This is a genomic window from Shewanella sp. N2AIL (assembly GCF_022690845.1).
GTDB lineage: Bacteria > Pseudomonadota > Gammaproteobacteria > Enterobacterales > Shewanellaceae > Shewanella > Shewanella baltica.
The window spans coordinates 1-24,541 of record NZ_JALBYT010000020.1; the positions used below are offsets into that span (position 1 = coordinate 1).

At 44.9% G+C, this 24,541-nt stretch carries 22 protein-coding genes; 10 read left to right on the forward strand and 12 right to left on the reverse strand.

Annotation, left to right across the window (positions count from 1 at the left end; all coding sequences use genetic code 11):
- Positions 1-184: 184 nt before the first annotated feature.
- The 5 genes from MO387_RS12725 to MO387_RS12745 all read right to left on the reverse strand — a co-directional run bounded on the left by MO387_RS12725 (position 185) and on the right by MO387_RS12745 (position 4,365).
- The gene (locus MO387_RS12725; RefSeq protein ID WP_006086318.1) at positions 185-460 is read right to left on the reverse strand and encodes an HU family DNA-binding protein; all 276 of its coding nucleotides are present in this window, start codon (positions 458-460) and stop codon (positions 185-187) included.
- A 280-nt stretch (positions 461-740) separates the two neighbouring features.
- Entirely contained in the window at positions 741-1,652 is a 912-nt protein-coding gene (locus MO387_RS12730; protein WP_006086319.1) for an ABC transporter ATP-binding protein, read from the reverse strand.
- A complete protein-coding gene (locus MO387_RS12735) occupies positions 1,649-2,479 on the reverse strand; it encodes an ABC transporter permease subunit (protein ID WP_006086320.1) in 831 nt (276 codons plus the stop codon). Before MO387_RS12735 ends, MO387_RS12730 begins: the two co-directional genes overlap by 4 nt.
- Before the next feature lie 238 nt (positions 2,480-2,717).
- Positions 2,718-3,389, reverse strand: coding sequence for a DUF480 domain-containing protein (locus MO387_RS12740; protein WP_107947124.1), 672 nt, complete (start codon positions 3,387-3,389; stop codon positions 2,718-2,720).
- Between the two features lie 133 nt (positions 3,390-3,522).
- The gene (locus MO387_RS12745) at positions 3,523-4,365 is read right to left on the reverse strand and encodes a S1-like domain-containing RNA-binding protein (RefSeq protein WP_006086322.1); all 843 of its coding nucleotides are present in this window, start codon (positions 4,363-4,365) and stop codon (positions 3,523-3,525) included.
- A gap of 692 nt (positions 4,366-5,057) precedes the next feature.
- On the opposite strand from MO387_RS12745, the gene MO387_RS12750 reads away from it, so the two are divergent.
- The 8 genes from MO387_RS12750 to MO387_RS12785 all read left to right on the forward strand — a co-directional run bounded on the left by MO387_RS12750 (position 5,058) and on the right by MO387_RS12785 (position 12,007).
- On the forward strand, positions 5,058-5,210 hold the full coding sequence (locus MO387_RS12750; protein ID WP_011846564.1) for a hypothetical protein: 153 nt from the start codon (positions 5,058-5,060) through the stop codon (positions 5,208-5,210).
- Positions 5,211-5,697: 487 nt separating this feature from the next.
- Positions 5,698-7,611: a biosynthetic arginine decarboxylase gene (gene speA, locus MO387_RS12755; protein WP_107947125.1), complete on the forward strand. Its 1,914-nt coding sequence runs from the start codon at positions 5,698-5,700 to the stop codon at positions 7,609-7,611.
- Between the two features lie 163 nt (positions 7,612-7,774).
- Positions 7,775-8,716, forward strand: a complete 942-nt coding sequence (locus tag MO387_RS12760; RefSeq protein WP_107947126.1) for an adenosylmethionine decarboxylase — start codon at positions 7,775-7,777, stop codon at positions 8,714-8,716.
- Positions 8,717-8,744: 28 nt separating this feature from the next.
- Positions 8,745-9,383, forward strand: coding sequence for a pyridoxamine 5'-phosphate oxidase (gene pdxH, locus MO387_RS12765; RefSeq protein ID WP_107947127.1), 639 nt, complete (start codon positions 8,745-8,747; stop codon positions 9,381-9,383).
- 73 nt (positions 9,384-9,456) lie between these two features.
- Complete coding sequence (locus MO387_RS12770; protein WP_012587870.1) at positions 9,457-9,909, forward strand: YaiI/YqxD family protein; 453 nt, start codon at positions 9,457-9,459, stop codon at positions 9,907-9,909.
- Between the two features lie 155 nt (positions 9,910-10,064).
- Positions 10,065-10,640 carry a YceI family protein gene (locus MO387_RS12775; RefSeq protein ID WP_037392477.1) on the forward strand — a complete coding sequence of 192 codons (576 nt, stop codon included), beginning with the start codon at positions 10,065-10,067 and terminating at the stop codon, positions 10,638-10,640.
- Positions 10,641-10,816: 176 nt separating this feature from the next.
- On the forward strand, positions 10,817-11,173 hold the full coding sequence (locus tag MO387_RS12780) for a DUF3802 family protein (RefSeq protein WP_107947128.1): 357 nt from the start codon (positions 10,817-10,819) through the stop codon (positions 11,171-11,173).
- A 471-nt stretch (positions 11,174-11,644) separates the two neighbouring features.
- Entirely contained in the window at positions 11,645-12,007 is a 363-nt protein-coding gene (locus tag MO387_RS12785) for an STAS/SEC14 domain-containing protein (RefSeq protein WP_107947129.1), read from the forward strand.
- A gap of 10 nt (positions 12,008-12,017) precedes the next feature.
- On the opposite strand, the gene MO387_RS12790 is transcribed toward MO387_RS12785, so the two are convergent.
- The 3 genes from MO387_RS12790 to nhaB all read right to left on the reverse strand — a co-directional run bounded on the left by MO387_RS12790 (position 12,018) and on the right by nhaB (position 17,049).
- Positions 12,018-14,648 carry a PAS domain-containing protein gene (locus MO387_RS12790; protein WP_107947130.1) on the reverse strand — a complete coding sequence of 877 codons (2,631 nt, stop codon included), beginning with the start codon at positions 14,646-14,648 and terminating at the stop codon, positions 12,018-12,020.
- Between the two features lie 182 nt (positions 14,649-14,830).
- Positions 14,831-15,358: a disulfide bond formation protein DsbB gene (gene dsbB, locus MO387_RS12795; RefSeq protein WP_012587866.1), complete on the reverse strand. Its 528-nt coding sequence runs from the start codon at positions 15,356-15,358 to the stop codon at positions 14,831-14,833.
- Between the two features lie 89 nt (positions 15,359-15,447).
- Positions 15,448-17,049 (reverse strand): sodium/proton antiporter NhaB, encoded by a 1,602-nt coding sequence (gene nhaB / locus MO387_RS12800; protein WP_006081283.1) that lies wholly within the window; start codon positions 17,047-17,049, stop codon positions 15,448-15,450.
- A gap of 301 nt (positions 17,050-17,350) precedes the next feature.
- On the opposite strand from nhaB, the gene fadR reads away from it, so the two are divergent.
- On the forward strand, positions 17,351-18,067 hold the full coding sequence (fadR, locus tag MO387_RS12805; protein WP_006081284.1) for a fatty acid metabolism transcriptional regulator FadR: 717 nt from the start codon (positions 17,351-17,353) through the stop codon (positions 18,065-18,067).
- 82 nt (positions 18,068-18,149) lie between these two features.
- On the opposite strand, the gene MO387_RS12810 is transcribed toward fadR, so the two are convergent.
- The 4 genes from MO387_RS12810 to sodB all read right to left on the reverse strand — a co-directional run bounded on the left by MO387_RS12810 (position 18,150) and on the right by sodB (position 23,825).
- The gene (locus tag MO387_RS12810) at positions 18,150-19,676 is read right to left on the reverse strand and encodes a SpoVR family protein (protein ID WP_107947131.1); all 1,527 of its coding nucleotides are present in this window, start codon (positions 19,674-19,676) and stop codon (positions 18,150-18,152) included.
- A 9-nt stretch (positions 19,677-19,685) separates the two neighbouring features.
- Entirely contained in the window at positions 19,686-20,954 is a 1,269-nt protein-coding gene (locus MO387_RS12815; RefSeq protein ID WP_006081286.1) for a YeaH/YhbH family protein, read from the reverse strand.
- A 66-nt stretch (positions 20,955-21,020) separates the two neighbouring features.
- Positions 21,021-22,955 carry a PrkA family serine protein kinase gene (locus tag MO387_RS12820; protein ID WP_006081287.1) on the reverse strand — a complete coding sequence of 645 codons (1,935 nt, stop codon included), beginning with the start codon at positions 22,953-22,955 and terminating at the stop codon, positions 21,021-21,023.
- Between the two features lie 285 nt (positions 22,956-23,240).
- The gene (sodB, locus tag MO387_RS12825) at positions 23,241-23,825 is read right to left on the reverse strand and encodes a superoxide dismutase [Fe] (RefSeq protein ID WP_006081288.1); all 585 of its coding nucleotides are present in this window, start codon (positions 23,823-23,825) and stop codon (positions 23,241-23,243) included.
- A 236-nt stretch (positions 23,826-24,061) separates the two neighbouring features.
- Here sodB and grxD point away from each other — a divergent pair, with 236 nt between their 5' ends.
- Positions 24,062-24,394 carry a Grx4 family monothiol glutaredoxin gene (gene grxD / locus MO387_RS12830; protein WP_011846572.1) on the forward strand — a complete coding sequence of 111 codons (333 nt, stop codon included), beginning with the start codon at positions 24,062-24,064 and terminating at the stop codon, positions 24,392-24,394.
- Positions 24,395-24,541: the final 147 nt, after the last annotated feature.

Consider the following 24,541-nt stretch of genomic DNA (forward strand, 5'->3'; position numbering starts at 1 on the left):
GCAATATACAACGAAATGAGACCGCATCTGAGTTTGAATATGGCAACCCCTAATCAGGTGCACAATAGAAAAGGCCAGCTACAGGAGCTGGCCTAAAAACTGTCAACCTATCTTAGGACGGGACAAAAGGCTGCCGATTAATGTTCGCAAATGAGTGACTGAACATTAACGCTAAGCGTCGCTATTAGCGATTGATCTGTTGCTTCAATGCCGTTGAGGCTTTAAAGCTGGGCTGATTGTAACCGTCGATTTCTATGGCTTCGCCCGTTTGTGGATTACGGCCCGTTTTAGCGACATGGTATCTCAGTTCAAAGGTGCCAAATTGCGGCAGGAAAATTTTCTCGCCTTCGCTTAAGGCGACGTGGATCTGTTGCAATATCTGCTCAACCACAGGTTTAGTGCTCGCTTGCGATGCGTTGAGCTCGGCGGCAATACGTTGGATAAGTTGTGCTTTGTTCATAGAAACCTCTGAAGTCAGCTTAGGTTCAATCGAAGGGGAGTTATAACAAGCTCGCCTTAAGATTGAAAGTCATAGCTAGCTTAGCGCGGTTGATTGGTGTTTTATTGACAGACTTGTGATGCTTTTGGTGGCTGAGTGTTGCGAAAGTGAGCAGTAGTTTGTCAGTATTGAGTGGCCTAGGGCTGAGTTAAAAGGCTTAAGCGCAAGGCGTGTTGCGCTTAAGCCATGAGTAACACTATTTAACAGCTGGCTGATGAGAAGCCAGCTCTTTAAAGCTCGGCTATGAAAAGAGCGTTTCTTCCAAGGTACGGCCTTTCAGCAGCATCTTGTATTGCCACTTATGTTGGTTAAACAGGGTAAATAGGCGCATTTCGATATCACTGCTCTGTGCTTTTTCTTCATCCGTTGCGAGCTGGATAATAAACACCTTGCTCTGTTTTGAGCTGACGTTCACCACGCCCGCTAGTTTTGCCACTTCCGCTTGCAGCAAATCACTGTCACAGCTTTGCATGGTTAACGTCAGGTAATCGCTATCGGTCGATGCATGCATAGACACGGCTTGACTCAGTTGGCCCTTATCTAAATACAACACCTGATCGCACAGCTTTTCGAGCTCATCGAGATTATGGGAGCTGATCATAAAAGTTGTGGTGGGCGATAAGGCTTTTACCAGTTCGCGGACTTTTTTCGCGTTGGCAGGATCGAGCCCCGCGGTCGGCTCATCCAATAACACTAACTCTGGCGAGCCAATCAGCGCCTGTGCAATCGATACGCGTTTACTCATACCGTGGCTGAGGCTTGGTGGTTTTTGCTCGGCAACATCCGCCAAATCGACTAAGGTCAATACGCGAATGGCCTCTTGTCTGGCTTGTTCTACGCCCATGCCCTGCAGACGCGCGAAAAAGCTTAACTGGCTAACAATGGTCAAATTGGGATCGAGCACCGCATCTTGGGGTAAAGCGGCAATTTTGCCTAAAAGTTTAGGGCTATTAGGCGCTTCACCGAGCAGGGTTATTGTCCCTGCACTTGGCGACAAATAGCCGCATAACAGGCTAAAAAGCGTGGTTTTACCCGCGCCATTTGGACCGACAAGGGCGATGGGCGCACCCGCTTCTAGGCTGAAGTTAACATCATTCAGCGCCTTTTTGCTGCCGTAAAGTTGCGACAGCCCTTGGCATTGGATCAAACTCATAGCGAGCTCCTTTGCATATAAATTCTGCCGAGCAAGAGGGCCGCAGCGGTTTGGATCAGTGGAATAGGGGCATAAGCTAAGCTGTTGAGTCCATTAGTATTGAGCATGTCCGACAGCTGAGCACCGGGTAATACCCATTGCAGCTGTGCCAATACGCTAGATTGGCTGCCTAACACCATGATGGCGATGGAAATCACTGTCCATAAAATGGTCGCAAACACCATAGCTTGGCGTGCCGTGCGCGCATACAGGGACAATAACGTCATCACTGCCGTATAGGGCAAGATCACTATGATGAGGTTAAGGCCAACTAAGGCGCCAGAGGTTAACGCCGGCAAAAAGAGCTGGCTGTCACGGCTGAGCGCGAGGGCGACAGTGGCGATAATCGTCAATAGGATCAGCAAGCCTTGGATCAGGATTTGGCCGAGAAAACGCCCGAACAATAAGCTGTCACGGCTAGTGCGTATGGTTAAAAAACGCAGCGTGCCACGGGTTTTATCGGAGGAGAACTGATCGGCGGCGATCAAAATGCTGAACATTGGGAACAAATACAGCGCAAAGCACCAAAACACCGCCATTTCTGCCACGGGCCACTCAAAGAGCACATTGAGGGTATTGGCACCAAATAAGCTGTCGATGACATCTTTCACATTCGGCTGCAATAACATCGCCGATGCGCTTTGAATGGGATAAAGCAGGAGTACGCCCCACACTAAACCAAAGGCGACCAAGGCGATGATCCCTCGGGTATTAAATAAAAATTTGCGCAGTTCAAACATGGCGATGATAAGCATGTTGTTGAAACTGCTGGGTGGATTATTGGTCATGTGCTGTCTCTATTATTCTTGGCGCTATGATTCTGGGGCAGTTAAGTTGCTCACCCTTGGGTAGACAGTGAATTAGTCCATAAGTGCCATTTTGCCAAAATGGCACTGTATTCAATCGGTTTTCGGCTTCCTATTGATGCTCTCAAACATATGATCAAAGCATCCTGCTATAACATACAGACTAGGTTCCAGCATTAAAAGCGAGTTAAACAACGCTTTGATTAGCTTAAAAAGGCGATTAGCTCAACGAGGCAATTAACTCATCAAGTTTTTGCGTCAGTTCCGCCACTTGTCGCTCAAGCTCGGTCACTCTTTTGGTCAATTTAAGCGGCTCAGCATCCAAAGACACAGCGACATGGGCGACGGTATGGCTCGCACTTTCGGGCTGCGCAGTTTCGAGTTGCGATGAGGCGGCAGAGAATAATTCCACATAACGGGATTCGCGGCGACCAGCTTCCCTGGGCAATTGTTTTAAGAAAGGCTTTTCGCGGTTCATCAATTGGCGGATGCAATCTTCCACTTCGATCACATCTTTAAATTCGTGTAGGCGGTTACTGCGGGTGCGTAACTCTCCCGGCGTTTGTGGGCCACGTAATAGCAACAAACAGACGATGGCGAGTGCGGCGGGGGACAGTTGAAGTTCGCTGAATTCGGTATTGCAGAATCTGTGCTTGTATTTAACGACGCGGCTGCCAAATCCCGACTGTTCGCTGATCAAACGTTTTCGATTAAGGGAATCGACGGCGATTTGCACTTGGGTTTCGCTGAGTTCGAGTACCGGCTCGCGGCTGGTTTTTTGATTGCAGGCTAAGGTCAAAGAGTTTAGCGAGAGTGGATATTGCTCAGGGGTGGTGATTTCTTTCTCAAGCAGGCATCCGATGACTCTGGCTTCGTGTAACGTGAGTTCCATATAAGCTCCAAAGAAAAAAGCATGGCTTTGTTTATAACAGAGCCATGCTTAATATCCTAGGAGTTGTCAGTCAAACTCTGCCTTAGTGGCGGTAAACTGTACAACTTTAACGCTAAGTCCTGAATAGAGTTGATTATTCTGCGGTTTCAGTTAAACGCAGACCATCATTATCTATGCTCAGTTGCCCATTCTTAAATAAACCACCTATGGCTTTTTTAAAGGCTTTTTTGCTCATACCAAGCTGATCGTAAATGATTTCAGCATCGGTTTTATCGGTCAGGGCTAAGAAGCCGCCAGCCTGTTTGAGTTTGATCAGGATAATGTGGGCGTGCTTATCTAACTCTTGTTTGCTGCCTTGTTGCAGCACAAGATCGATTTTGCCATCGCGGCGCACTTGTTTGATAAAACCTTTGAGTCGTTGGCCGAAACGCAGTTTTTGGAACACTTCGTTTTCGTAAATCACGCCCCAATGGGCATGATTAATAATGGCTTTGTAGCCTAAATCTGTGGTGCCGCCGATATATAAATCGACCTGCTCACCCACTGTGTACTCAGGCTCTGTCTTATCAAGGAACTTATCGATTTTTGAAGAGGCCATGATGCGTTCATCGGCGCGGTTAGCGTGCACATAAACCAGATAAGAGCGACCTTCTTCGATTGGCTTATGTTGCTCACCGAAGGGCAGTAATAAGTCTTTATCTAAGCCCCAGTCTAAAAAGGCGCCATAAGGACCGGTTGCAACGGCTTTTAAATAGGCAAATTCGCCTACTTGTGCCAATGGACGGCGCGTGGTGGCAATCACGATATCTTCAGAATCTAGATACAGAAACACGTCAAGTAGATCACCGACTTGGCAGTCTTTGGGGGTGACTTTGTTTGGCAGCAGTACTTGCCCTAATTCGTGGGCGTTTAAATACACGCCAAAGCTGACTTGTTTTACAACCTCAAGTTTGCAGGTTTTACCTATCTGTACCATGGATCTCTCTGTGCATAATTAAATGTGATTCGGCTGCGATTATACACTTCGGGGCTGAAACTGCAGCATTATTGTCTTTGGGTTTTATCTTAGTGGCGACTTAGCCATTAATCATCGCCGCTTTTACTTTGGATTATGGCTAGGATTGTGACTAGAAATGTGGGCAGTACTGAACCCATGTTGGTAAGTAGGATTGTATCTAGTATTGGGTCTAAGTTTGAAGCGGCATTTGCGCCTCGGTTTATGGCTTATTGATACTGAATTTTGCACTGTGATATTGAGCGCTCGGCTTTAATCAATGGCAGCACATGGGTGGGGCGCAAGTGACACACAAAATTCAGGGGTATTTGTAGGGATAAATGTCAAAAAAGTTACAAAGGCTATTAAAAAATATTGAACAGACGAGTACGGCGTTCATGCGCTAACTGGCTAATATTATTCAGCTTAACCCTAATGCAATGTGAGCGATTGTTAAGCGAGTGTTTATTATATTTTAATGCAAAATATTAAATGAGATTCTTGCTTGCATTCTGTGACATTGCGCGGTTTAATTGCGCCGTTCAACGACTTCGCTCGTTAGAGACATTACAAATATTACGTGAGTAGTAAAGGTTTTATGGTTCAGCAGTCATTAACCGTGTAATTAACAAATAGATGTAGTTACATGGGGTTAAGAGGGTTTTTATTAGCTAATGCACAAGCATCCATTTTTTGCACTTTGCCTAAAAGTGTCACAATGCCAACGCTCGATTGTCGTGCCATACGATGATACTGGCCTTAAGCATCTCACGTTGATCCGCATCAATTCTGGCCGCGAAGAAGCCAATAGTCCCCTGTTAAAATAATCTTGCCTAGAGATAAGCTGGTTTGGCGTTTTCGCTAGTTCGGTGTTATCGGTTTTCGTTTTCTACTTGTGTTATCGGTTTCTGAAGGTCTTAACTTCTTTCGAACATCTTTAAGCTGCTTATTAGCTTGATGTTTTAAGGATGCGACTCAGGACTTCATTCGGCTTTTTGGCGGTATTAACGCCCTTTTAGCCTCAAGATAGATACAAGTGGGCAAGTAAAGATAGCTTTACTGGGGTTAGGGAATCAGCTTTCCCGTCAATATGATAGGATGTAGTGCGCTAAGATGAGTTGTCTCTTGCGCTATTAATGAAAATCGCGGCAATGTCACTTACACTAGCGTGACGTTGCAGCATTAAGTAGAAGGTGAAATCCACCTTCGTGTATGTCAGGTAAGGTGTCCCTTTGCCTGGGTTTGTCGAACGGGCGGTTGTGCTATTAAGCCATAACCGTTTAACCCATTTTTTAATAGACGGGCTAAATAATAATGAATGATTGGTCTATTGATGATGCTCGTGCTGGGTACAATGTTACTCACTGGAGCCAAGGTTTTTATGGGATCAGCGATCACGGTGAGGTGACAGTGTCACCGGACCCAAAAAATCCTGATTACAAGATTGGCTTAAATGAGCTAGCCAAAGACATGGTTAAAGCGGGCGTCGCTTTGCCTGTACTAGTTCGTTTTCCGCAGATCCTGCACCACAGAGTGAACAGTTTGTGCCAAGCATTCGACCAAGCGATACAGAAGTACGAGTATCAGGCGGACTATTTGCTGGTTTACCCGATTAAAGTAAACCAACAGCAAACTGTGGTGGAAGAGATCCTGGCGAGTCAGGCATCAAAAGAAGTACCACAACTGGGTTTAGAAGCGGGCAGTAAGCCTGAGCTGATGGCTGTGTTAGCCATGGCGCAAAAAGCCAGTTCAGTCATTGTATGTAATGGTTATAAAGATAATGAATATATCCGTTTAGCACTGATTGGTGAAAAGTTAGGCCACAAGGTTTACATCGTTTTAGAAAAACTGTCTGAACTGAAAATGGTGTTAGCTGAATCTAAACGTTTGGGCGTTAAACCGCGTTTAGGTTTGCGTGCGCGTTTAGCATTCCAAGGCAAAGGCAAATGGCAGGCTAGCGGTGGCGAGAAGTCTAAGTTCGGTCTATCAGCTGCGCAAATTTTGCTGGTTGTAGAGCAACTTAAGCAAAACAATATGCTGGATTCGCTGCAATTGCTGCATTTCCACTTAGGTTCGCAAATCGCTAACATCCGTGATATTCGCCAAGGTGTGAGTGAAGCGGGTCGTTTCTATTGTGAATTACGTGCATTAGGCGCAAGCGTTAACTGCTTCGACGTCGGTGGTGGTTTAGCGGTGGATTACGATGGCACACGTAGCCAAAGTAATAACTCGATGAACTACGGCCTGACCGAATACGCCAACAATATCGTTAACGTATTGACCGACATCTGTAATGAATACGAGCAGCCTATGCCACGTATTATTTCAGAGTCTGGCCGTTACTTAACCGCGCACCATGCTGTGCTGATTACCGATGTTATCGGTACTGAAGCTTATCAGCCGGAAGATATTCAACCGCCAGCGGAAGAGTCACCACAGTTATTGCATAACATGTGGCATTCATGGTCAGAGATCAGCGGCCGCGCCGATCAACGTGCCTTGATTGAGATTTATCACGATAGCCAAAGTGACTTACAAGAAGCGCATTCGCTATTTGCTCTTGGTCAATTGAGCTTGGCAGAACGTGCGTGGGCTGAACAAGCTAACCTGCGTGTTTGCCATGAAGTGCAAGGACTATTGAGTGCGAAGAACCGTTATCACAGACCTATCATTGATGAACTCAATGAAAAGTTAGCCGATAAGTTCTTTGTTAACTTCTCATTATTCCAGTCATTACCCGATGCTTGGGGTATTGACCAAGTGTTCCCAGTATTGCCGTTATCGGGTTTAGATAAAGCCCCTGAGCGCCGTGCTGTCATGCTCGATATCACCTGTGACTCTGACGGTATTGTCGATCAATACGTTGATGGACAAGGGATTGAAACCACATTGCCAGTACCAGCCTGGAGTGCGGATAGCCCGTACCTGATTGGTTTCTTCCTTGTGGGCGCATACCAAGAAATCTTGGGTGATATGCATAACCTGTTTGGTGATACTAACTCTGCGGTTGTTCGCATCGAAGATAACGGTGTGACGAACATTGAATCGGTATTGGCGGGTGATACAGTCGCTGACGTATTGCGTTACGTTAACTTAGATGCAGTGGCCTTTATGCGCACTTACGAAGAGTTAGTGAATTTGCATATTGCCGAAGATGAACGCGCACAAATTTTAGAAGAACTGCAAGTTGGCCTGAAAGGCTACACTTACTTGGAAGATTTTTCTTAAGATATTTTTCTTAAGATCTAGTGTGTTAAAATAAATCAGCCTAAGGTAACTTAGGCTGATTTTTGCTTTCTGGACGATAAATATTTATCGTTCGTTGAAGTCAAACAGGTGTAAAGGATGTCAACAGCAAGGGCGCATAGCGTTTAATGGGGTTAAGGATTTGATGTTTTTTGAAGGCTCAGAAAAGAAACTTGAGATCATCGTGGCGGCGTCTGCGCCGAATTTACGCGAACTCGATGTGAGCTTTTGGTCAGCCTTAGTCAATTGTGCTCATGCCGAGATTTTGTCGCAGTTAAGTAATGCTGATTGCGATGCTTACCTGTTGAGCGAATCCAGTTTATTCGTGTGGCACGACAGATTTGTCATGCTCACCTGCGGCAATAGCACTTTAGTGGATGCCGCTTGCTATTTTATCGATGCGCTTGGTGTCTCTGCGATGGCGCTGGTGAGTTATCAGCGTAAAAACGAATACCAAGCCCACCTGCAAACCACGAGTTTTGCTGATGATGTTGGCAAGCTGCGTCAGCGTATCGCGGGTAAGGCAATGAGAGTGGGGCATTTAGACAGTCATCATCATTATTTTTTCTGCTCTGATAGTGATTATCGTGCACCAAAGGATGATCAAAGCTGTGAGCTGTTGATGTACCACATTCGTGGTGAGCTAGCCGATTATCTAAATGGTGGCTCGCAAAGCAAAGCTGAAATTTGTGCCGCACTCGAACTTAACGATTTATTCCCAGACTTTGAGCTTGACGCCCATTTATTTGATCCATCAGGTTTTTCTATGAACGGTCTCTGGGGCAAGTATTATGTGACCTTGCATATTACGCCCCAAAGCGAGAATGCGTGCGCTAGCTCCTATGTGAGCTTTGAAACGAATCTGGATTTAACCCAGTATCCGCAACAACTCTTAGGACGATTATTAGCACTATTTTCTCCCGTCAGTTGGGACGCTATCGGCTTTAATATCAACGACTCAACGCAGGGATTTCCTGCCCATTTATGCTTAGGGCGTGGTTCATTAACAACTGAGCAAGGTTATGATATTCGCTTTAGCCACTATCAGCAGCTTGATGCTCAAGTGCTGATCCCTGAATTCATGTAAATTTTTGGCATTTACTTAAGGAAACCCCATGACAGATCTCAGTGATATCCGCCGCGAGTATGCTAAAGGCGGCTTAAGACGTGCCGACTTACCGCAAAACCCAATGGACTTGTTTGAACTGTGGATGACGCAGGCGAGGGATGCTGAGCTTAGCGATCCAACGGCTATGTGTGTGGCGACTGTGGACGAACACGGCCAACCTTTTCAACGGATAGTGTTACTTAAACGTTTTGATGACACAGGTTTCGTATTTTTTACTAACCTTGGCAGTCGCAAAGCCCAGCAAATTGCCGCCAATAATAAAGTCAGTTTGCATTTCCCTTGGCATCCTTTAGAGCGGCAAGTGTCGGTGCTCGGAGAAGCGCAGGCGTTGTCTTCCGCCGAAGTGCTTAAATACTTTATGACCCGTCCTAAGGACAGTCAAATTGCCGCTTGGGTGTCGCAGCAGTCGAGTAAACTTAGCGCGAGACAAGTACTTGAAGGTAAATTCTTCGAAATGAAGGCTAAGTTCGCCAAGGGCGATGTGCCTTTACCCAGTTTTTGGGGCGGTTACTTAGTCAGACCTTCGAGTATCGAATTTTGGCAGGGTGGAGAACATAGGCTGCATGATCGTTTTATTTATACCCGCCATGATGCTGAGTGGGAAATCGATCGTTTAGCGCCATAGTAGGGCGAATAGTACGGCATAGCACTGTGTATAACTGAGCCAGTGAACCTAACACCAACAGAGTTAAAAGACATTGAGTGATTATAAAATTTGGGTTGACGCGGACGCATGCCCTAATCCCATTAAAGAAATCCTGTTCCGCGCGGCGGAGCGTAAAGCTTTGCCGCTGGTGCTGGTGGCCAATCAAATGATCCGTATACCGCCATCGCCCTATATTAGCCAAATTCGTGTCGGTGCAGGTTTTGATGTGGCGGATCAATACATTGTCGACCATGTCGAGCCGACGCATTTAGTGATCACCGCGGACATTCCCTTAGCGGCTTTAATCATCGAAAAGGGCGCCTTGGCACTCAATCCTCGCGGCGAGCTTTATACCGTCGATAACATAAAACAAAAGCTGACGATGCGCGATTTTATGGAAGATTTGCGGGGTTCTGGCGTGCATACCGGCGGGCCGGATTCGTTTTCCCAAGCGGATAAACAGGCTTTTGCCAATAGCTTAGATAAATGGCTAGTTAGAGTATGAAGCATAGTTTACTGGTCGCTAATGGATAAAAAGAGTATCTTTAGCTTAAGTTAGGTGATGTGGGTCACGTTTAACTGGGCAGGATTTTCGCCTGCTGCAGATGTCGATTTGCTTTACTGCATGGCTTTTAAACTCACTCTTTGAGGACAGATACGATGAAAAAATGGATGGGAATTGTCGCCTTATCGGCTATGGCCAGTTTTAGCTGCGCCGCGCAATGGCAAGTGATGGATCAAGATTCGCGAGTCAGTTTTATTTCGGTAAAGAAAGGTGACATTGGTGAAGTCCATCACTTTAAACAACTCAAAGGTACGCTAAAAGAGGATGGTCAATTCGAATTAACCATTCCGTTAATTGGCGTGGCCACAGGTATTGATGTCCGCGATGAGCGGATGCAGAATTTATTGTTCGAAGTGGCTTTATATCCTGAGCTCAAACTGTCGTCACAAGTTGACACTAAGATGCTAAAAGATCTTGGCGTTGGCGAGACTAAAGTTGTTGATATCGATGGTAAAATTGCATTACATGGTAAATCGCAAACTAAGACTTTTTCGGTTATTATCACTAAAGTTTCTGATAACAAGCTGTTAGTGAACAGTTTTCAGCCGATAATTGTGAATGCCAATGAGTTTGATCTTGTCGCTGGGATTGATAAATTACGTGAAATTGCGGGTTTATCGAGCATTAGCCAAGCTGTTCCTGTGTCATTTGTACTAACCTTAACTCAGTAACTTCAATAAGATTGGTGTAGATCAATACGTCGGTTATCGAAGATAGGCTAGAGTTGAATAAGTGGCGTATGCTGGATCTCGATGAGAAGCCGAACTTTCGGCTTCTTTGATATTTCCGATTGTGGTATTAATAGCACCACACTAGATATTAAGTTAATGAGTTTAAAGGGTAAAAAATGGTCACAGATAAAGATGGTTACATGCATTTGGTCCAGTATTTAACTGAACATCTTGGCTTATTTGAAACACCAAATTCTGAGGTGATTTCAGACGATACTGTGATGGAATTATTTGAAGAGCAATTGTCGGCGCAGATCATTATGGTGTGTGGTCAAAATCCGTCATTGTCTTTCGCGCAGCGCAACATGATTATCCGCGAAGTGGATGCGATAGTATATGATTTAGAAGAGATTTTAGCTTCGGTTGCCAATCATAAAGCCACGCCCGCGCAGACGTTATTTATTACCGAATTTTCCGGTTTAATTAAGAATTTGTTCGATCAAGAAATCGCTAAACAGCAAGTCAGCGCCTAGTCTGAAGGGCGCTCTAATCTTGAGTGGCAAGCGTGCAGGCATTAAAATTAGGGCGTAATTTCAGCTCGTTGTAACAGTTAGTGTTAACTGCCTATTTTAACCGTCATGTTTTTGCCGCTTGATTGCCACGCTTGAGTGCCATGTGTTTCCTCACCTTGAATCTAGTCTTAAGTCGCTGCGCTAGTTAGCGTTAAGCTTAAAGCATTTGGTGTGAGGCTATATCTGCTATTCGTTACCCTTCGAGTTATTCTACTTTTCATCTCTTTTCAGTCTTGTATTGCCACTTCGCTTTGTGACTTTTTCTGCTGGCTGACACTTAGCTCGAGTGATTTTAAAACTTGAGTGGTGAGGACTAAATCGGCTTAGCGTAAAATAAACCACTCTCTTTTCCAGCATTTATGCCATTGTCTGTGTATCTTTAGTGTGTGAGCTTTAACTATTTCCCCTTCGTGTATTGATAAGGAGTGTTCAATGCTAACGATCTCTTCGGGCCATGCCCATGACATATTGGCAGTCGTCGCATCTGGTCGTGTTAACCATGAGGATGTTGAAGGCTATCTGGTTCCCGCCATTGAAGCTAAGCTGCAAGATCACGCCAGTATTCGCCTCTGGTACGAGTTTTCCCCTGAATTTGAAGGCATATCTGTCGCTGCTCTGTGGGACGATGCAGTACTCGGCTTATTTCACTTAAGTGATTTCTCAAGAGTGGTGATGATTGCTAACGAAGCTCAAACAAGCGCTATGGTCAATGCGCTTGCCTGCATGCTGCCGTGCCCTGTAAAGGTATTTGCTGCCGATGAGCAAAGCCAAGCTAAGGCATGGCTTGATCAGTAAGCCATCCTCTTTATTGTGACGCTAAGTTTGTGTTAAGCGGCCAATGACACTGTATGTGTGTGCCTTGGTTTAACTGGCTGCTGATGGTCAAGCTGCCGTTGAAGTCGTTTTTAAGCCATAAATTGATACAGGTTAAGGTCCCGAGACAGAGTTCTTGCTCCAGTTCCTGTCGCAATTGCGTGAGCTGCGCCTGTGTCATACCAATGCCATTATCGAGAATACTGATTTGTAGCACGTCGTTCGATTTGCCGATGGCGATGGTGATTTCACGCTGTTCGTTGTGAGTCTTGAAAGCATGATTCAAAGTGTTAGTGATTAAGCGATAGAAGAGTTGCAGATATTGCCAAGCTGGGCCATCTATGATGATGTTTTCCTCACAATTGAGCACTATCTCTACGTTTGCTTTTGCTAGTTGCACTTTTAGTAAACCTAATAAATGACGCATAAATTGCGCCAGATGCAATGGACGAATATCGTTTTGATGATTGGTCAGCAGCTGAGCAATATGTCGCAGTTTTTCTGCTTGAGTTACCATGACTTCGGTGATCTGAGTGCTGTAGTTTGCCTCGTCCATTTGTTGCAGTTGGCAAACTTTGGCGAGTAGCAGGTCTTGCTCATGCATGACCTGAGTCATCATTTCAGCTAAGAAGTTTTGCATTAACTGTTGGCTTTGTTCACGGCTGAGGTTGAGTTGATGATGCTTTTCGAGCATTTTAGTTAATGCTTCTTGCTCTTGGTAAAGCTCATTATTATGTTGATTGATAAGGCGAACTTGCTCTTGTAGATGATTGAGCGTCTCGACTTGCCCTAAGAGTAATTTATCCTGTTCTTGCTCTTTAATCTTTTTCAACGTGATATCAAAGGCGATAGCGCCGACCGCAATCACAGTATCGTCATCATCTTTTATCTTAAATTTGGTCACTATATAAATAAGATTCCCCAGTGGCGAGGGGATGGCCTCTTCAAAATTAATGGCTTCGTTATTGTGCAGTACGCGCCGATCATTTTGTTGATACTCATGGGCAAATTGGCTGGGGAATACCTCAAAATCCGAGGCGCCAATAATGCGTCTGCGTTCTATACCTAAAATTTCACAATACTTGTCATTCACCAGAATATATTTGCCGTGCAGATCTTTGACATAAATAAGATTTTGGGAAAATTTCAGCAAAGCCCTTAGTTGTTCCTTATGGCGCTTTAATTCAAGTTGGAATAGGTTCTGACTCTGCAATTGTTGCTCTAGGGCAAGATTACTGGCATCTAAACTCGCCATCGCCACTTCAAGTTGCTGAGTGCGCGACAGGAATGTCTTGGCTAATAAGCCAATTTCGTCGTGACTGTCTTTGGCTTTAAGTTCAATTGATGCGGAATCATTACGCTTTAGGGCTTGGACGATTTCAATAATCGGGGTAATAAACAGCCGATGTTGGAGCAAGAATAGCAGGATCAAGCCTAAAAGTTGGATGCACACTAAATAAATACCAACCTTTTCAACTAAGTGTTTGGCGGTATCTTGCAGTGGCGAAATCGGGGTGACAACTAACACTTTCCAATAGGTATTGGGCATCAAAAATACCGAAACCAGGGACGCCGTTTTCAAAATGGGATCATGGGCTAAGGTCACTGAGGTCAGTAGTTTTGGGGTGGTGAAATGGTTTAAGGCATTGTTATTGACTATGGCGGCTAACATGTCGCGCTCATCTTGATGACTTAGCCGGGTCAAATGTTGCATCTGTTCTTGGGTAAAGACGCGCTCGGCCACGGCTTCTTCGATAAAGGCTTTATCCGCATTGTGTAATGCCGCTTCGATGGGGCTGAAGTCTGGCTGCTGGTCAACGAGATGATTAAAAGTGACAAAGGTGTGGCTGGTATTGGCTTGATGCTGAAGATTATTATTGCCATGGGGATAGGCGAGCACTTGGTTTTGATGATCTAAGGCAATGACATAACCCCTGACATCGACCATAGCATTGCGTAGTAGGGCATTGAGCTTTTCTAAACTGATATCCACAGTGGCAGCACCAATAAACTGATGGTCCATCCACATAGCACCAGAGGCCGTGATCATGGACTCATGGGTGGTGGGATCGAAATAAGATTTTGACCAGAAAATTTTGCCCGCAGGGAAATAGCGCGTCGGGCGATACCATTCTTCGGTGTGATAACTAGGAAACGTGTCCTTGTTATAGCTATCAATCGCGACTAACTCGTCGTTTACATTGTGGGCCCAGAATAGGCTATCGCGGAATTTTTGCTGATTAAACGCGCCGGGTTCCGGCCAGACGCCACCGCCAGAGATGATGCGTTGCTGGTTATCGAGCGTCAGCAAGCTGGGGATGGTTTTCACCAGTTGCTCATGATCATAGCGATAAAGTTTTGCAATACTGGAAATGGAGCCGACAACGGTTTCGACCTGTGAAGTCATTTCCTGCAGTTTGGCGATGATTAACTGGCCATAGTTCTGGTTTAACACGGCTTGTTGATCAAGCACTTGTTGACGCTGAATGCTCAGAATGACCCAAGCTGTGCTGCAAATCAAAATAGCGGCAATGACGAGTTGGATAAGGCTAAATTTGAACGGCAAACTGTTTTGCCATTGGGTTAAGGCTGTGTGTGGCTCAGATGTCGAACTTTTTCCCATAATCACCAGGTTCCAAATCACCACTTTTCATTGAGCCAGTGTAGCGCGTTCTCGCTGTTTTGCTATTGGCATATGTCTAAGTTGCGGGGATTGAATGGGATTAGCGGCGGGGATAGGTCGTAAACTGTGAATAAAATCGCTAATAAAAAGGCAGGGTTGATCCCTGCCTTATCTCAAAGTCGTTATTTATAAAGAGAAGGTTTATTTGAACCACTCAGGATAGGCACAATAAAGAGTAACCAAGCCACTAGGAAGCCACTGAAAGCCACTACCATCCATTCGGCCATCGTCACCCCCATAAATACCCAAGGCACATCAGTACACATGCCAGTAGGCATCATAATGGAAGGGAACCATTCGTGTAATGGCATCCAAGCTGGGAATTCAGGTAAGAATGAACACGTTGAGAAAGGCGATGGGTTGGTTTGCATGTCTACCAGCGATAGCGCTAGCTTTAATCCCCAAGTCGCACTGACAGCCCAAACAATGGCCGCGAGAATCCTCACGATTCGATATTTTGGCGCCGTCATGCCGATAAGGCCGGCCGCTAATAAACCAAAGACAGCAAGTCTTTGATAAATACACATAACACAGGGATCGAGTTTCATTATATGTTGAAAATACAGTGCGCTTAACTCTAAGCCTAGGGCTGTGCCTGCGAGAATAAACCAAGATGAACGGGAATGGGCAAAGCGAGTAATAACAGTCAAAGTGAGCTCCATATCAACAAAAAACGCCCTCAGACATGGGGCGTTTTTTGGACTCTACTTATTTAATAAAGTTCAGTCAATAGAGAAGATTAATGTCCGGACACTGTGCCCAACACTTCTTTTGCACTGTGATGGATGATTGTATGGGAATCATAGAAATATTGAGTGGCTTGTTCTAAGAATCCGGTTTGGATCGCCATAACGCCCACAATGGATAGCACGATAGTGTAGGGCAATGCCATCCATACCATTCTGCCATAGGATAAGCGGATCAGCGGTGCTAAGGCTGACGTCAGTAAGAACAAGAACGCCGCTTGACCATTAGGTGTCGCCACCGAAGGTAAGTTAGTTCCGGTATTAATCGCAACGGCCAGTAAGTCGAATTGATCACGGGTGATTTGGCCGTTAATTAATGCCGCCTTCACTTCGTTGATATACACAGTGCCGACGAACACGTTATCACTCACCATAGACAATAATCCGTTGGCGATATAGAAAATCACTAATTGGGTATTACCTTCATAACCCAGTGCCCATTGGATAACGGGGGCGAATAAATGTTGATCGATAATCACGCCAACAACCGCAAAGAACACCGCTAATAATGCGGTAAAAGGCAGTGCTTCTTCGAAGGCTTTACCAAGGGCATGCTCATCGGTGACGCCATTAAAGGCTGTGGTTAAAATAATCACAGAAAGACCAATTAAGCCCACTGAAGCCAAATGCAAGGCAAGACCTGCGATCAACCAGACACCCACTAGGGCTTGGACGATTAACTTCATGTTGTCTTTGTTGGTACGGCGCGCATCTTCATGGGCGGCATATTCACATAAGATCCGATGAACGGCCGTTGGCAATTTAGCGCCATAACCAAAAATGCCAAATTTTTCAACTAAGTAGCAGGTTAAGATACCAGAAATCAATACTGGGACTGTAACTGGTGACATACGCACGGCGAATTCACCGAACTGCCAATTGGCCTGTGCGGCAATGATCAGGTTTTGAGGTTCACCCACCATAGTACATACACCGCCAAGTGCAGTACCGACACCCGCATGCATTAACAGATTACGCAGAAAGCCACGGAATGCACCGAGTTCTTCTTCGTTTAACTGATCTTCGCCCGCAGCGTTTTTACCTTCGGAAGTATGATCGTGATCGGCGCCGAAATCTTTTCCAGAAGCGACCTTGTGGTAAATAGAATAGAAACCCACAGCGACCGCGATAATCACGGCAATAACCGTTAACGCATCTAAGAAGGCAGATAAAAACGCCGATGCCAAACAAAACATCAGTGACACTAAAACTTTAGAACGCACTTTGGTAATAATTTTCGTGAAGCCAAATAGCAGCAATTGCTTCATGAAATAAATACCAGCGACCATAAACACCAAGAGTAATAATACTTCGAGGTTGGCTTCTATTTCATGTAAGACTTGGCTTGCCGATGTCATGCCAATAGCGACAGCTTCAATTGCTAATAATCCGCCAGGCTGTAATGGATAACATTTTAATGCCATTGCTAAGGTAAAAATAAATTCAAGCACCAATACCCAGCCGGCCACGAAGGGGTCGACATAGAAAAAGAGTAGTGGATTGATAATTAAAAATGACAGTATTGCGGTTTTGTACCACTTAGGAGAGTTTCCTAAGAAGTTCCCAATAAACGCCTGACTCATTGTCGCCGGCATGGCAGCCTCTCTTCTAATTATGTTAAAAATTGCACGTGTTTAATATCAATACCTGCGTTTGTTAAATCAGTCTAGCCTAAAGAGAAAGCTAATGTAACGAGATACTGATACCCACATTTCAAAAAGCGGAGCTAATCGGCAAAATTGGCGTTTCTTGCCTTGATCTTGGTCGTTTTTTTGAGCGATTGTGTGACATTTACACGGCGATAACACAGTGAATTTAAGTGAATGGTTTCCATTTTTTACCGCTCTGGTATGATCAGTGACCATTACGACGCACAACAACTGGATAAGTGGGCTGATGATTATCAATGCCAAAGGACCTGCAAGTTTTGCAGAGAAGTATATTGTGAGATCCATTTGGGATAATAAATTTCCTCCAGGGTCCATTTTACCGGCTGAACGTGAGCTTTCGGAATTGATAGGTGTGACTCGCACCACTCTGCGTGAAGTGCTACAGCGCTTGGCTCGTGACGGTTGGTTGAAAATCCAACACGGTAAACCAACGCGAGTGAACAACTTCTGGGAAACCTCAGGCTTAAACATTCTTGAGACGATTGCCGATCTCAATCCCGAAGGATTTCCGGTATTGGTTGACCAACTCTTGTCGGCTCGTACTAACGTCAGCGCTATCTATTTCCGCGGTGCTTTGCGTTATAACCCAGATACCGCTGTGGATGTGCTCGCCAAAATTCACCAACTTGAAGATACGGCGGAATCCTATGCCGAATTTGACTATTTATTGCATCACACTTTAGCTTTTTCCTCTGGGAATCCACTTTACGTATTGATATTAAATGGATTTAAGGGATTGTATAGCCGAGTCGGTCGCTATTATTTTACTAGTTCCGATGCGCGTTTATTGGCTTTGAACTTTTACAAAGAGTTAGAGCTACTGGCTCAGGCGAAAAATTATCTCGACGTCCCTGCGCTGATGCGCACCTACGGCATGAACAGCGGTAAGATGTGGTTACAATTACGCGATGATATGCCCGCGTCTATCGCACAGGATAATTAATTGCTGCGATTGATGTCGCATTAAAATAGCGATAAATACATAAAAGCCGTTTCCAATGGAAACGGCTTTTTTATTCGGTTTATTATTCTGGTTTAGCCGCTTCAGGGCAGGATGCTAATACTGTTACACTCGCATCCTCATTTTTTTGCTCTAAGGTGACAGTGAAACCCCATAATCTATGTAAATGCTTTAATACTTCTTTATGGCTGCTGGCTAAGGGAATATCGTTATTCGGCACATAACGCAAGGTTAAGGATCTATCACCGTTGATCTCTACATTATGCACTTGGATATTCGGTTCAATATTCGACAAGTTATATTGCTGCGATAATAACTGGCGAATATCTTGATAACCTTGTTCATCATGAATTGCCGATACCGACAGATAATTGCGTTTCTCATCATCATGGATACCAAACAACTTAAATTGGCGGATGACTTTAGGTGAAAGATATTGGCTAATAAAACTTTCGTCTTTAAAGTTTTGCATTGCAAAGTGTAAGGTTTCAATCCAATTGCTGCCGGCGATGTCGGGAAACCAGGCTTTATCTTCATCGGTTGGATTTTCACAAATACGCCGAATGTCAGTAAACATGGCAAAACCTAAAGCATAGGGATTGATGCCACTGTAATAGCGGCTGTTGTAGTCGGGTTGGGCAACCACGCCTGTATGGCTTTGCAAAAACTCGATCATGAAGCGGTCAGTGACCACGCCATCATCATACAAGTGATTCAAAATAGTGTAGTGCCAGAAGGTGGCCCAGCCTTCATTCATCACTTGAGTTTGTTTTTGCGGGTAAAAATATTGCGCCATTTTACGTACAATGCGGATAATTTCCCTTTGCCATGGTTCCAGTAAAGGGGCATTTTTCTCAATGAAATATAAGATATTTTCCTGCGGTTCGGCGGGGAAACGACGTTTCTTCGATTGTGACTGTTCATGTTGCTGGGTCGGAATGGTGCGCCATAAATCATTCACTTGGCTTTGAAGGTACGCCTCGCGATCTTTTTGTCTTGCTTGTTCTTCTCGGAATGAAATTTCTGAGGGGCGTTTATAGCGATCGACACCATAGTTCATTAGCGCATGGCAGGAGTCGATGACGCTTTCGACCTGTGCAACGCCATGTTTTTGCTCGCAATCACTGATGTAGTTTTTAGCAAAAACAAGGTAGTCAATAATCGAGCTGGCATCTGTCCATGTCTTAAATAAGTAGTTGTTTTTAAAAAAGCTGTTATGTCCGAAACAGGCGTGAGCGATCACCAGCGCCTGCATTGTGATAGTGTTTTCCTCCATAAGGTAGGCAATACAGGGGTTAGAATTAATCACAATTTCGTAGGCAAGCCCCATTTGGCCGCGCTTGTAACCTTGCTCGGTTTCGATAAAACGTTTGCCAAAGGACCAATGGGTGTAACCAATGGGCATACCAATGCCCGCATAAGCATCCATCATCTGCTCAGCGGTGATGACTTCAATTTGATTTGGGTAAGTGCTGAGCTTATACAGTGCTGCTACCCGTTCAATTTCCTTGAGATAGTCCTGCAGTAGCTCGAAGCTCCAGTCAGGACCATCGCTCAGTGGTTTCCAAGGTGTTGATTTAGTTATCCCCATAGTGCCCCCTTAAACCGCTTGTTTCTTGAATAGCTCCCTAAAGACAGGGTAAATATCTTCGGCTTGACGTATGTGCTGCACGGCGATGTTGTCGTAATGCTGTTGCAGGGATTCATATTCACGCCACAGGGTTTGATGGGCGCGATTGGTGATTTCGATGTAGCTGTAGTAGCGCACCAGTGGCAAGATTTTTTGTTCTAACAATTGCCTACAGGTTGGTGAATCGTCGGCCCAGTTATCACCGTCGGATGCTTGGGCTGCGTAGATATTCCATTCATCAGCGGGGTAGCGAGCTTGTTGAATTTCATGCATTAATTTCAATGCACTGGACACTATGGTGCCGCCCGTTTCTTGGGAGTAAAAGAACTCGTGTTCATCGACTTCTTTGGCTTGGGTGTGATGGCGAATATAAACCACTTCTAAATTCTTATAGGTGCGGGTGAGGAACAGATACAGCAAGATATAGAAGCGTTTTGCCATATCTTTGGTTGCCTGATCCATAGAACCAGACACATCCATCAAGCAGAACATCACGGCTTGGCTAGAAGGGATTTCCCTTTTGGAATAGTTATTAAAGCGTAGATCAAAGGTATCGATAAACGGCACTCTGGCAATCTTTTGTTTTAACTCCTCAATTTGGGCTTTTAAATCCAAAATCAACTCGGCCTTAGTACCTGGAATATTTTCCAGTTCGGCAAGTTCTTGTTCTAACTCTTTTAACAATTTCTTTTTACTGGCTGACATCGCAATACGACGTGCTAGTGATGAACGTAATGAACGGACAATATTGATGTTAGCGGGGACGCCATCATTGGTGAATCCCGCACGGTAGATTTGGTATTCCACCAGTTTATTAAGGCGATTTTTTTGTAAATTGGGGAGTTCTAAGTCCTCAAACAATAATTCTAGATACTCATCCTTAGATATTTCGAACACAAAGTCATCGTCGCCTTCACCCGAATTTGAGGCTTCACCTTTGCCCGAACCGCCGCCAGAACCACCGGGTGGCCGGTCAATTTTATCGCCACGGGTAAATTGGTCATTACCGGGATGCACTCTGTCTCTGACACCGCCTTTGCCTTGGTGAAACATAGGTTCACTGATATCCCGAGTGGGGATACTGATTTTTTCGCCTTTATCTACATCCGTTACGCTGCGGCGAGTCACTGCATCGCTGACGGCTTTTTTAATTTGTTGCTTATATCTATTGATAAAGCGTTGGCGGTTGACTGTGCTTTTTCCTTTCGCATTCAACCGTCTATCGATAAAGTTCGCCATACGCACCTCCCAAAACCCAGCGAAGGCTTTGGCAACACCAAAGCCCTGTACTTAGTTAGCGCAAGTTTAAGAAGATTTACGAACCCGTAAATACCACTCAGACAAGAGTCGGACTTGTTTCTTGGTATAGCCTTTCTCCATCATGCGATTGACGAAATCATCGTGTTTACGTTGATCGTCGTTCGATGTTTTGGCGTTAAAGGAAATAACAGGCAGTAAATCTTCTGTGTTGGAGAACATTTTCTTCTCGATCACAGTGCGTAGTTTCTCGTAGCTGGTCCAGAGCGGATTATTACCCTCATGGTTCGCGCGGGCGCGCAGTACAAAGTTGACGATTTCATTACGGAAATCTTTAGGATTGCTGATCCCCGCGGGTTTCTCAATCTTCTCAAGTTCTGCATTGAGGGCGGCGCGGTCGAATAGCTGACCTGTTTCTGGATCGCGGTATTCTTGATCTTGGATCCAAAAATCGGCGTAGGTGACATAGCGGTCGAAGATATTTTGGCCGTATTCAGAGTAAGACTCTAAGTAAGCGGTTTGAATTTCTTTACCGATAAACTCCACATATTTAGGGATCAAATAACCTTTTAGAAACTCCAGATAACGTTCGGCGGTATCGCCGGGGAACTGTTCTTGTTCAATTTGCCGTTCGAGTACATAGAATAAATGCACTGGGTTGGCGGCGATTTCTGAATGGTCGAAGTTAAATACCCGCGACAAAATCTTAAAGGCGAAACGGGTGGATAGCCCATTCATGCCTTCATCGACACCCGCATAATCACGGTATTCTTGGTAAGACTTAGCCTTAGGATCGGTATCTTTCAGGCTTTCACCGTCATACACCCGCATCTTAGAGTAGGTGGAGGAGTTTTCAGGTGGCTTGATGCGCGACAACACACTAAATTGCGCTAGGGTTTCTAAGGTCCCAGGCGCACAGGGCGCTTTTGATAACTCAGAGTTGATCAGCAGTTTTTGATAGATTTGCAGTTCTTCCGAAACCCGTAAACAGTAGGGGACTTTGACTATGTAAACACGGTCGAGGAAGGCTTCGTTGTTTTTGTTGTTTTTGAAGGTTGACCATTCTGATTCATTTGAGTGAGCCAGAATAATCCCGCTATAGGGCAGGGCCGATAAGCCTTCAGTGCCGTTATAGTTGCCTTCTTGCGTCGCAGTTAGTAGTGGATGCAGCACTTTAATCGGTGCCTTAAACATCTCGACGAATTCCATCACCCCTTGGTTTGCGCGGCACAATGCACCCGAATAAGCGTAAGCATCGGCATCATCTTGGGAGAAATGCTCAAGCTGACGAATATCCACTTTACCGACGAGGGATGAAATATCTTGGTTGTTTTCATCACCGGGTTCAGTTTTCGCTATCGCCACTTGGTCCAGAATCGATGGAAAGACTTTCACCACGCGAAATTTGGAGATATCGCCACCAAACTCATGCAGACGTTTTACCGCCCAAGGCGACATGATGGTTTTGAGATAGCGGTTGGGAATGTTGAATTCATCTTTTAACAGCTGACCATCTTCTTCTAAATCAAACAGACAGAAGGGATGATCGTTGACAGGGCTGCGTACCCCATTTGCGCTCAGAATGTAAATGGGCACTTTTTGCATCAGGGCTTTGAGTTTTTCGGCGAGCGATGACTTACCGCCGCCCACTGGGCCCAGTAGGTATAAAATTTGTTTGGATTCTTCTAATCCTTGAGCCGAGTGCTTTAGATAAGCCACGATTTGCTCTATGGCATCTTCCATGCCGAAGAAATCTTTAAATGCGGGATAGCGTGAAATAAGTCGATTCGAAAAAATACGGCTAAGTGTTGGATTTTTTGCGGTATCAATGACTTCTGCTTCACCGATTGCAAGCAGTAGTCGCTCTGATGCTGACATGTAAGCGCTGCGATCTCCTTTGCAGATATCCAGAAACTCTTGCAAAGAATATTCTTCATCGAGTTTTTGTTCGTAGCGCTTTTGGTAATGCTCGAAAATGCCCATATAAACCCCCTGAAACGCCAGTGATGTCATGGAACGGATAACTGGCTAGCCAGCCTCCTACTCTAATCTTAGACATAAACTCACTATCTGTGTCAAAAAAATATCAAATAAAACAATAACAAATAGTTGCAAACGCAATTATTGCACTTGTAGTTTACGGAGGGGCAATCAGCGGGATAAGGGGTGGACGGCAAACGAGGGGCATAAAAAAAGAGCCACTAGGGCTCTTTTTACTGGGATTAACCCACTGCTTATTCAAGCAGTGACAACGTTAGGTTAAATGAATTAACCAGCGAAGTTTTGGTTAACGAAGTCCCAGTTAACTAGTTGCCAGAAGTGGGCAAGGTAGTCAGGACGCACGTTACGGTAATCGATGTAGTAAGCGTGTTCCCACACGTCAACTGTCATGATTGGCGTTACTGAGCTGTCAGTCAGTGGCGTTGCAGCATTGCTAGTGTTGACGATAGCAAGTGTGCCATCGGCTTTTTTCACTAACCATGTCCAAGCGCTACCGAAGTTGTTTACTGCTGAATCAGTAAATTGTGCTTTGAATGCGTCGAATGAACCGAAAGCAGCATTGATTGCATCAGCAACTGGGCCTGTTGGCTCGCCGCCAGCGTTTGGTGCTAGGCAGTTCCAGTAGAAAGTGTGGTTCCACACTTGAGCTGCGTTGTTGAATACGCCGCCAGTAGAAGTTTTGATGATGTCTTCTAAAGATTTACCAGCGAAATCAGTTCCTTCGATTAAGCCGTTTAGCTTAACAACATAAGTGTTGTGATGCTTGCCGTAGTGGTATTCAATGGTTTCTTGAGAAATGTGTGGTTCTAGTGCGTTCTTTGCATATGGTAATGCGGGTAATTCGAAAGCCATTAGTATCTCTCCATGGTCTTAGGTTATCGTTTTTAAACGTGCTCACTTAGGACTATTGTACCGATAAAATTTGTGATGTGAATCATTGTTTAGCTAATTGACTAGATAGACGCCATCATTGGCAGCATTGAAAAATCAAATGTCGGCATAACCTTACAAACTATGGGATTTTGTTCTGCCTCTAGCTGACGTACAATAGTCGCATTGAGTCAATGTCATCCTACTTAGGAATCAAAATGGAAACAGTAGAGAAAATTAAGCAGCAGATCACGGAAAACCCTATCATTGTTTATATGAAAGGCTCTCCTAAGTTGCCTAGCTGTGGCTTCTCGTCACAGGTAGCTCAGATCATGATTAACTGCGGTGAGCAGTTTGCATTCGTGGATATTCTTCAGCATCCAGACATTCGCGCAGAATTACCTAAGTTTGCTAACTGGCCGACTTTCCCACAATTGTGGATTGAAGGTGAGTTGATCGGTGGCTGTGATATCGTCGTGGACATGTTCCAAAAAGGCGAATTACAACCTTTGATCAAAGCCGCTGCCGCTAAGATCAAGACTGAAGAATAAGCGTTAATGTTTTTTTTATAAGTATTAATGAAAAAGCCGCCATGATTAATATCATGGCGGCTTTTTTGTCGCTGCTTTTCAGAGTTCTATTGCTAAAAAACCACTACAACAAACACTTCAATAACACGGCGATTCCTCAAGCCCCCA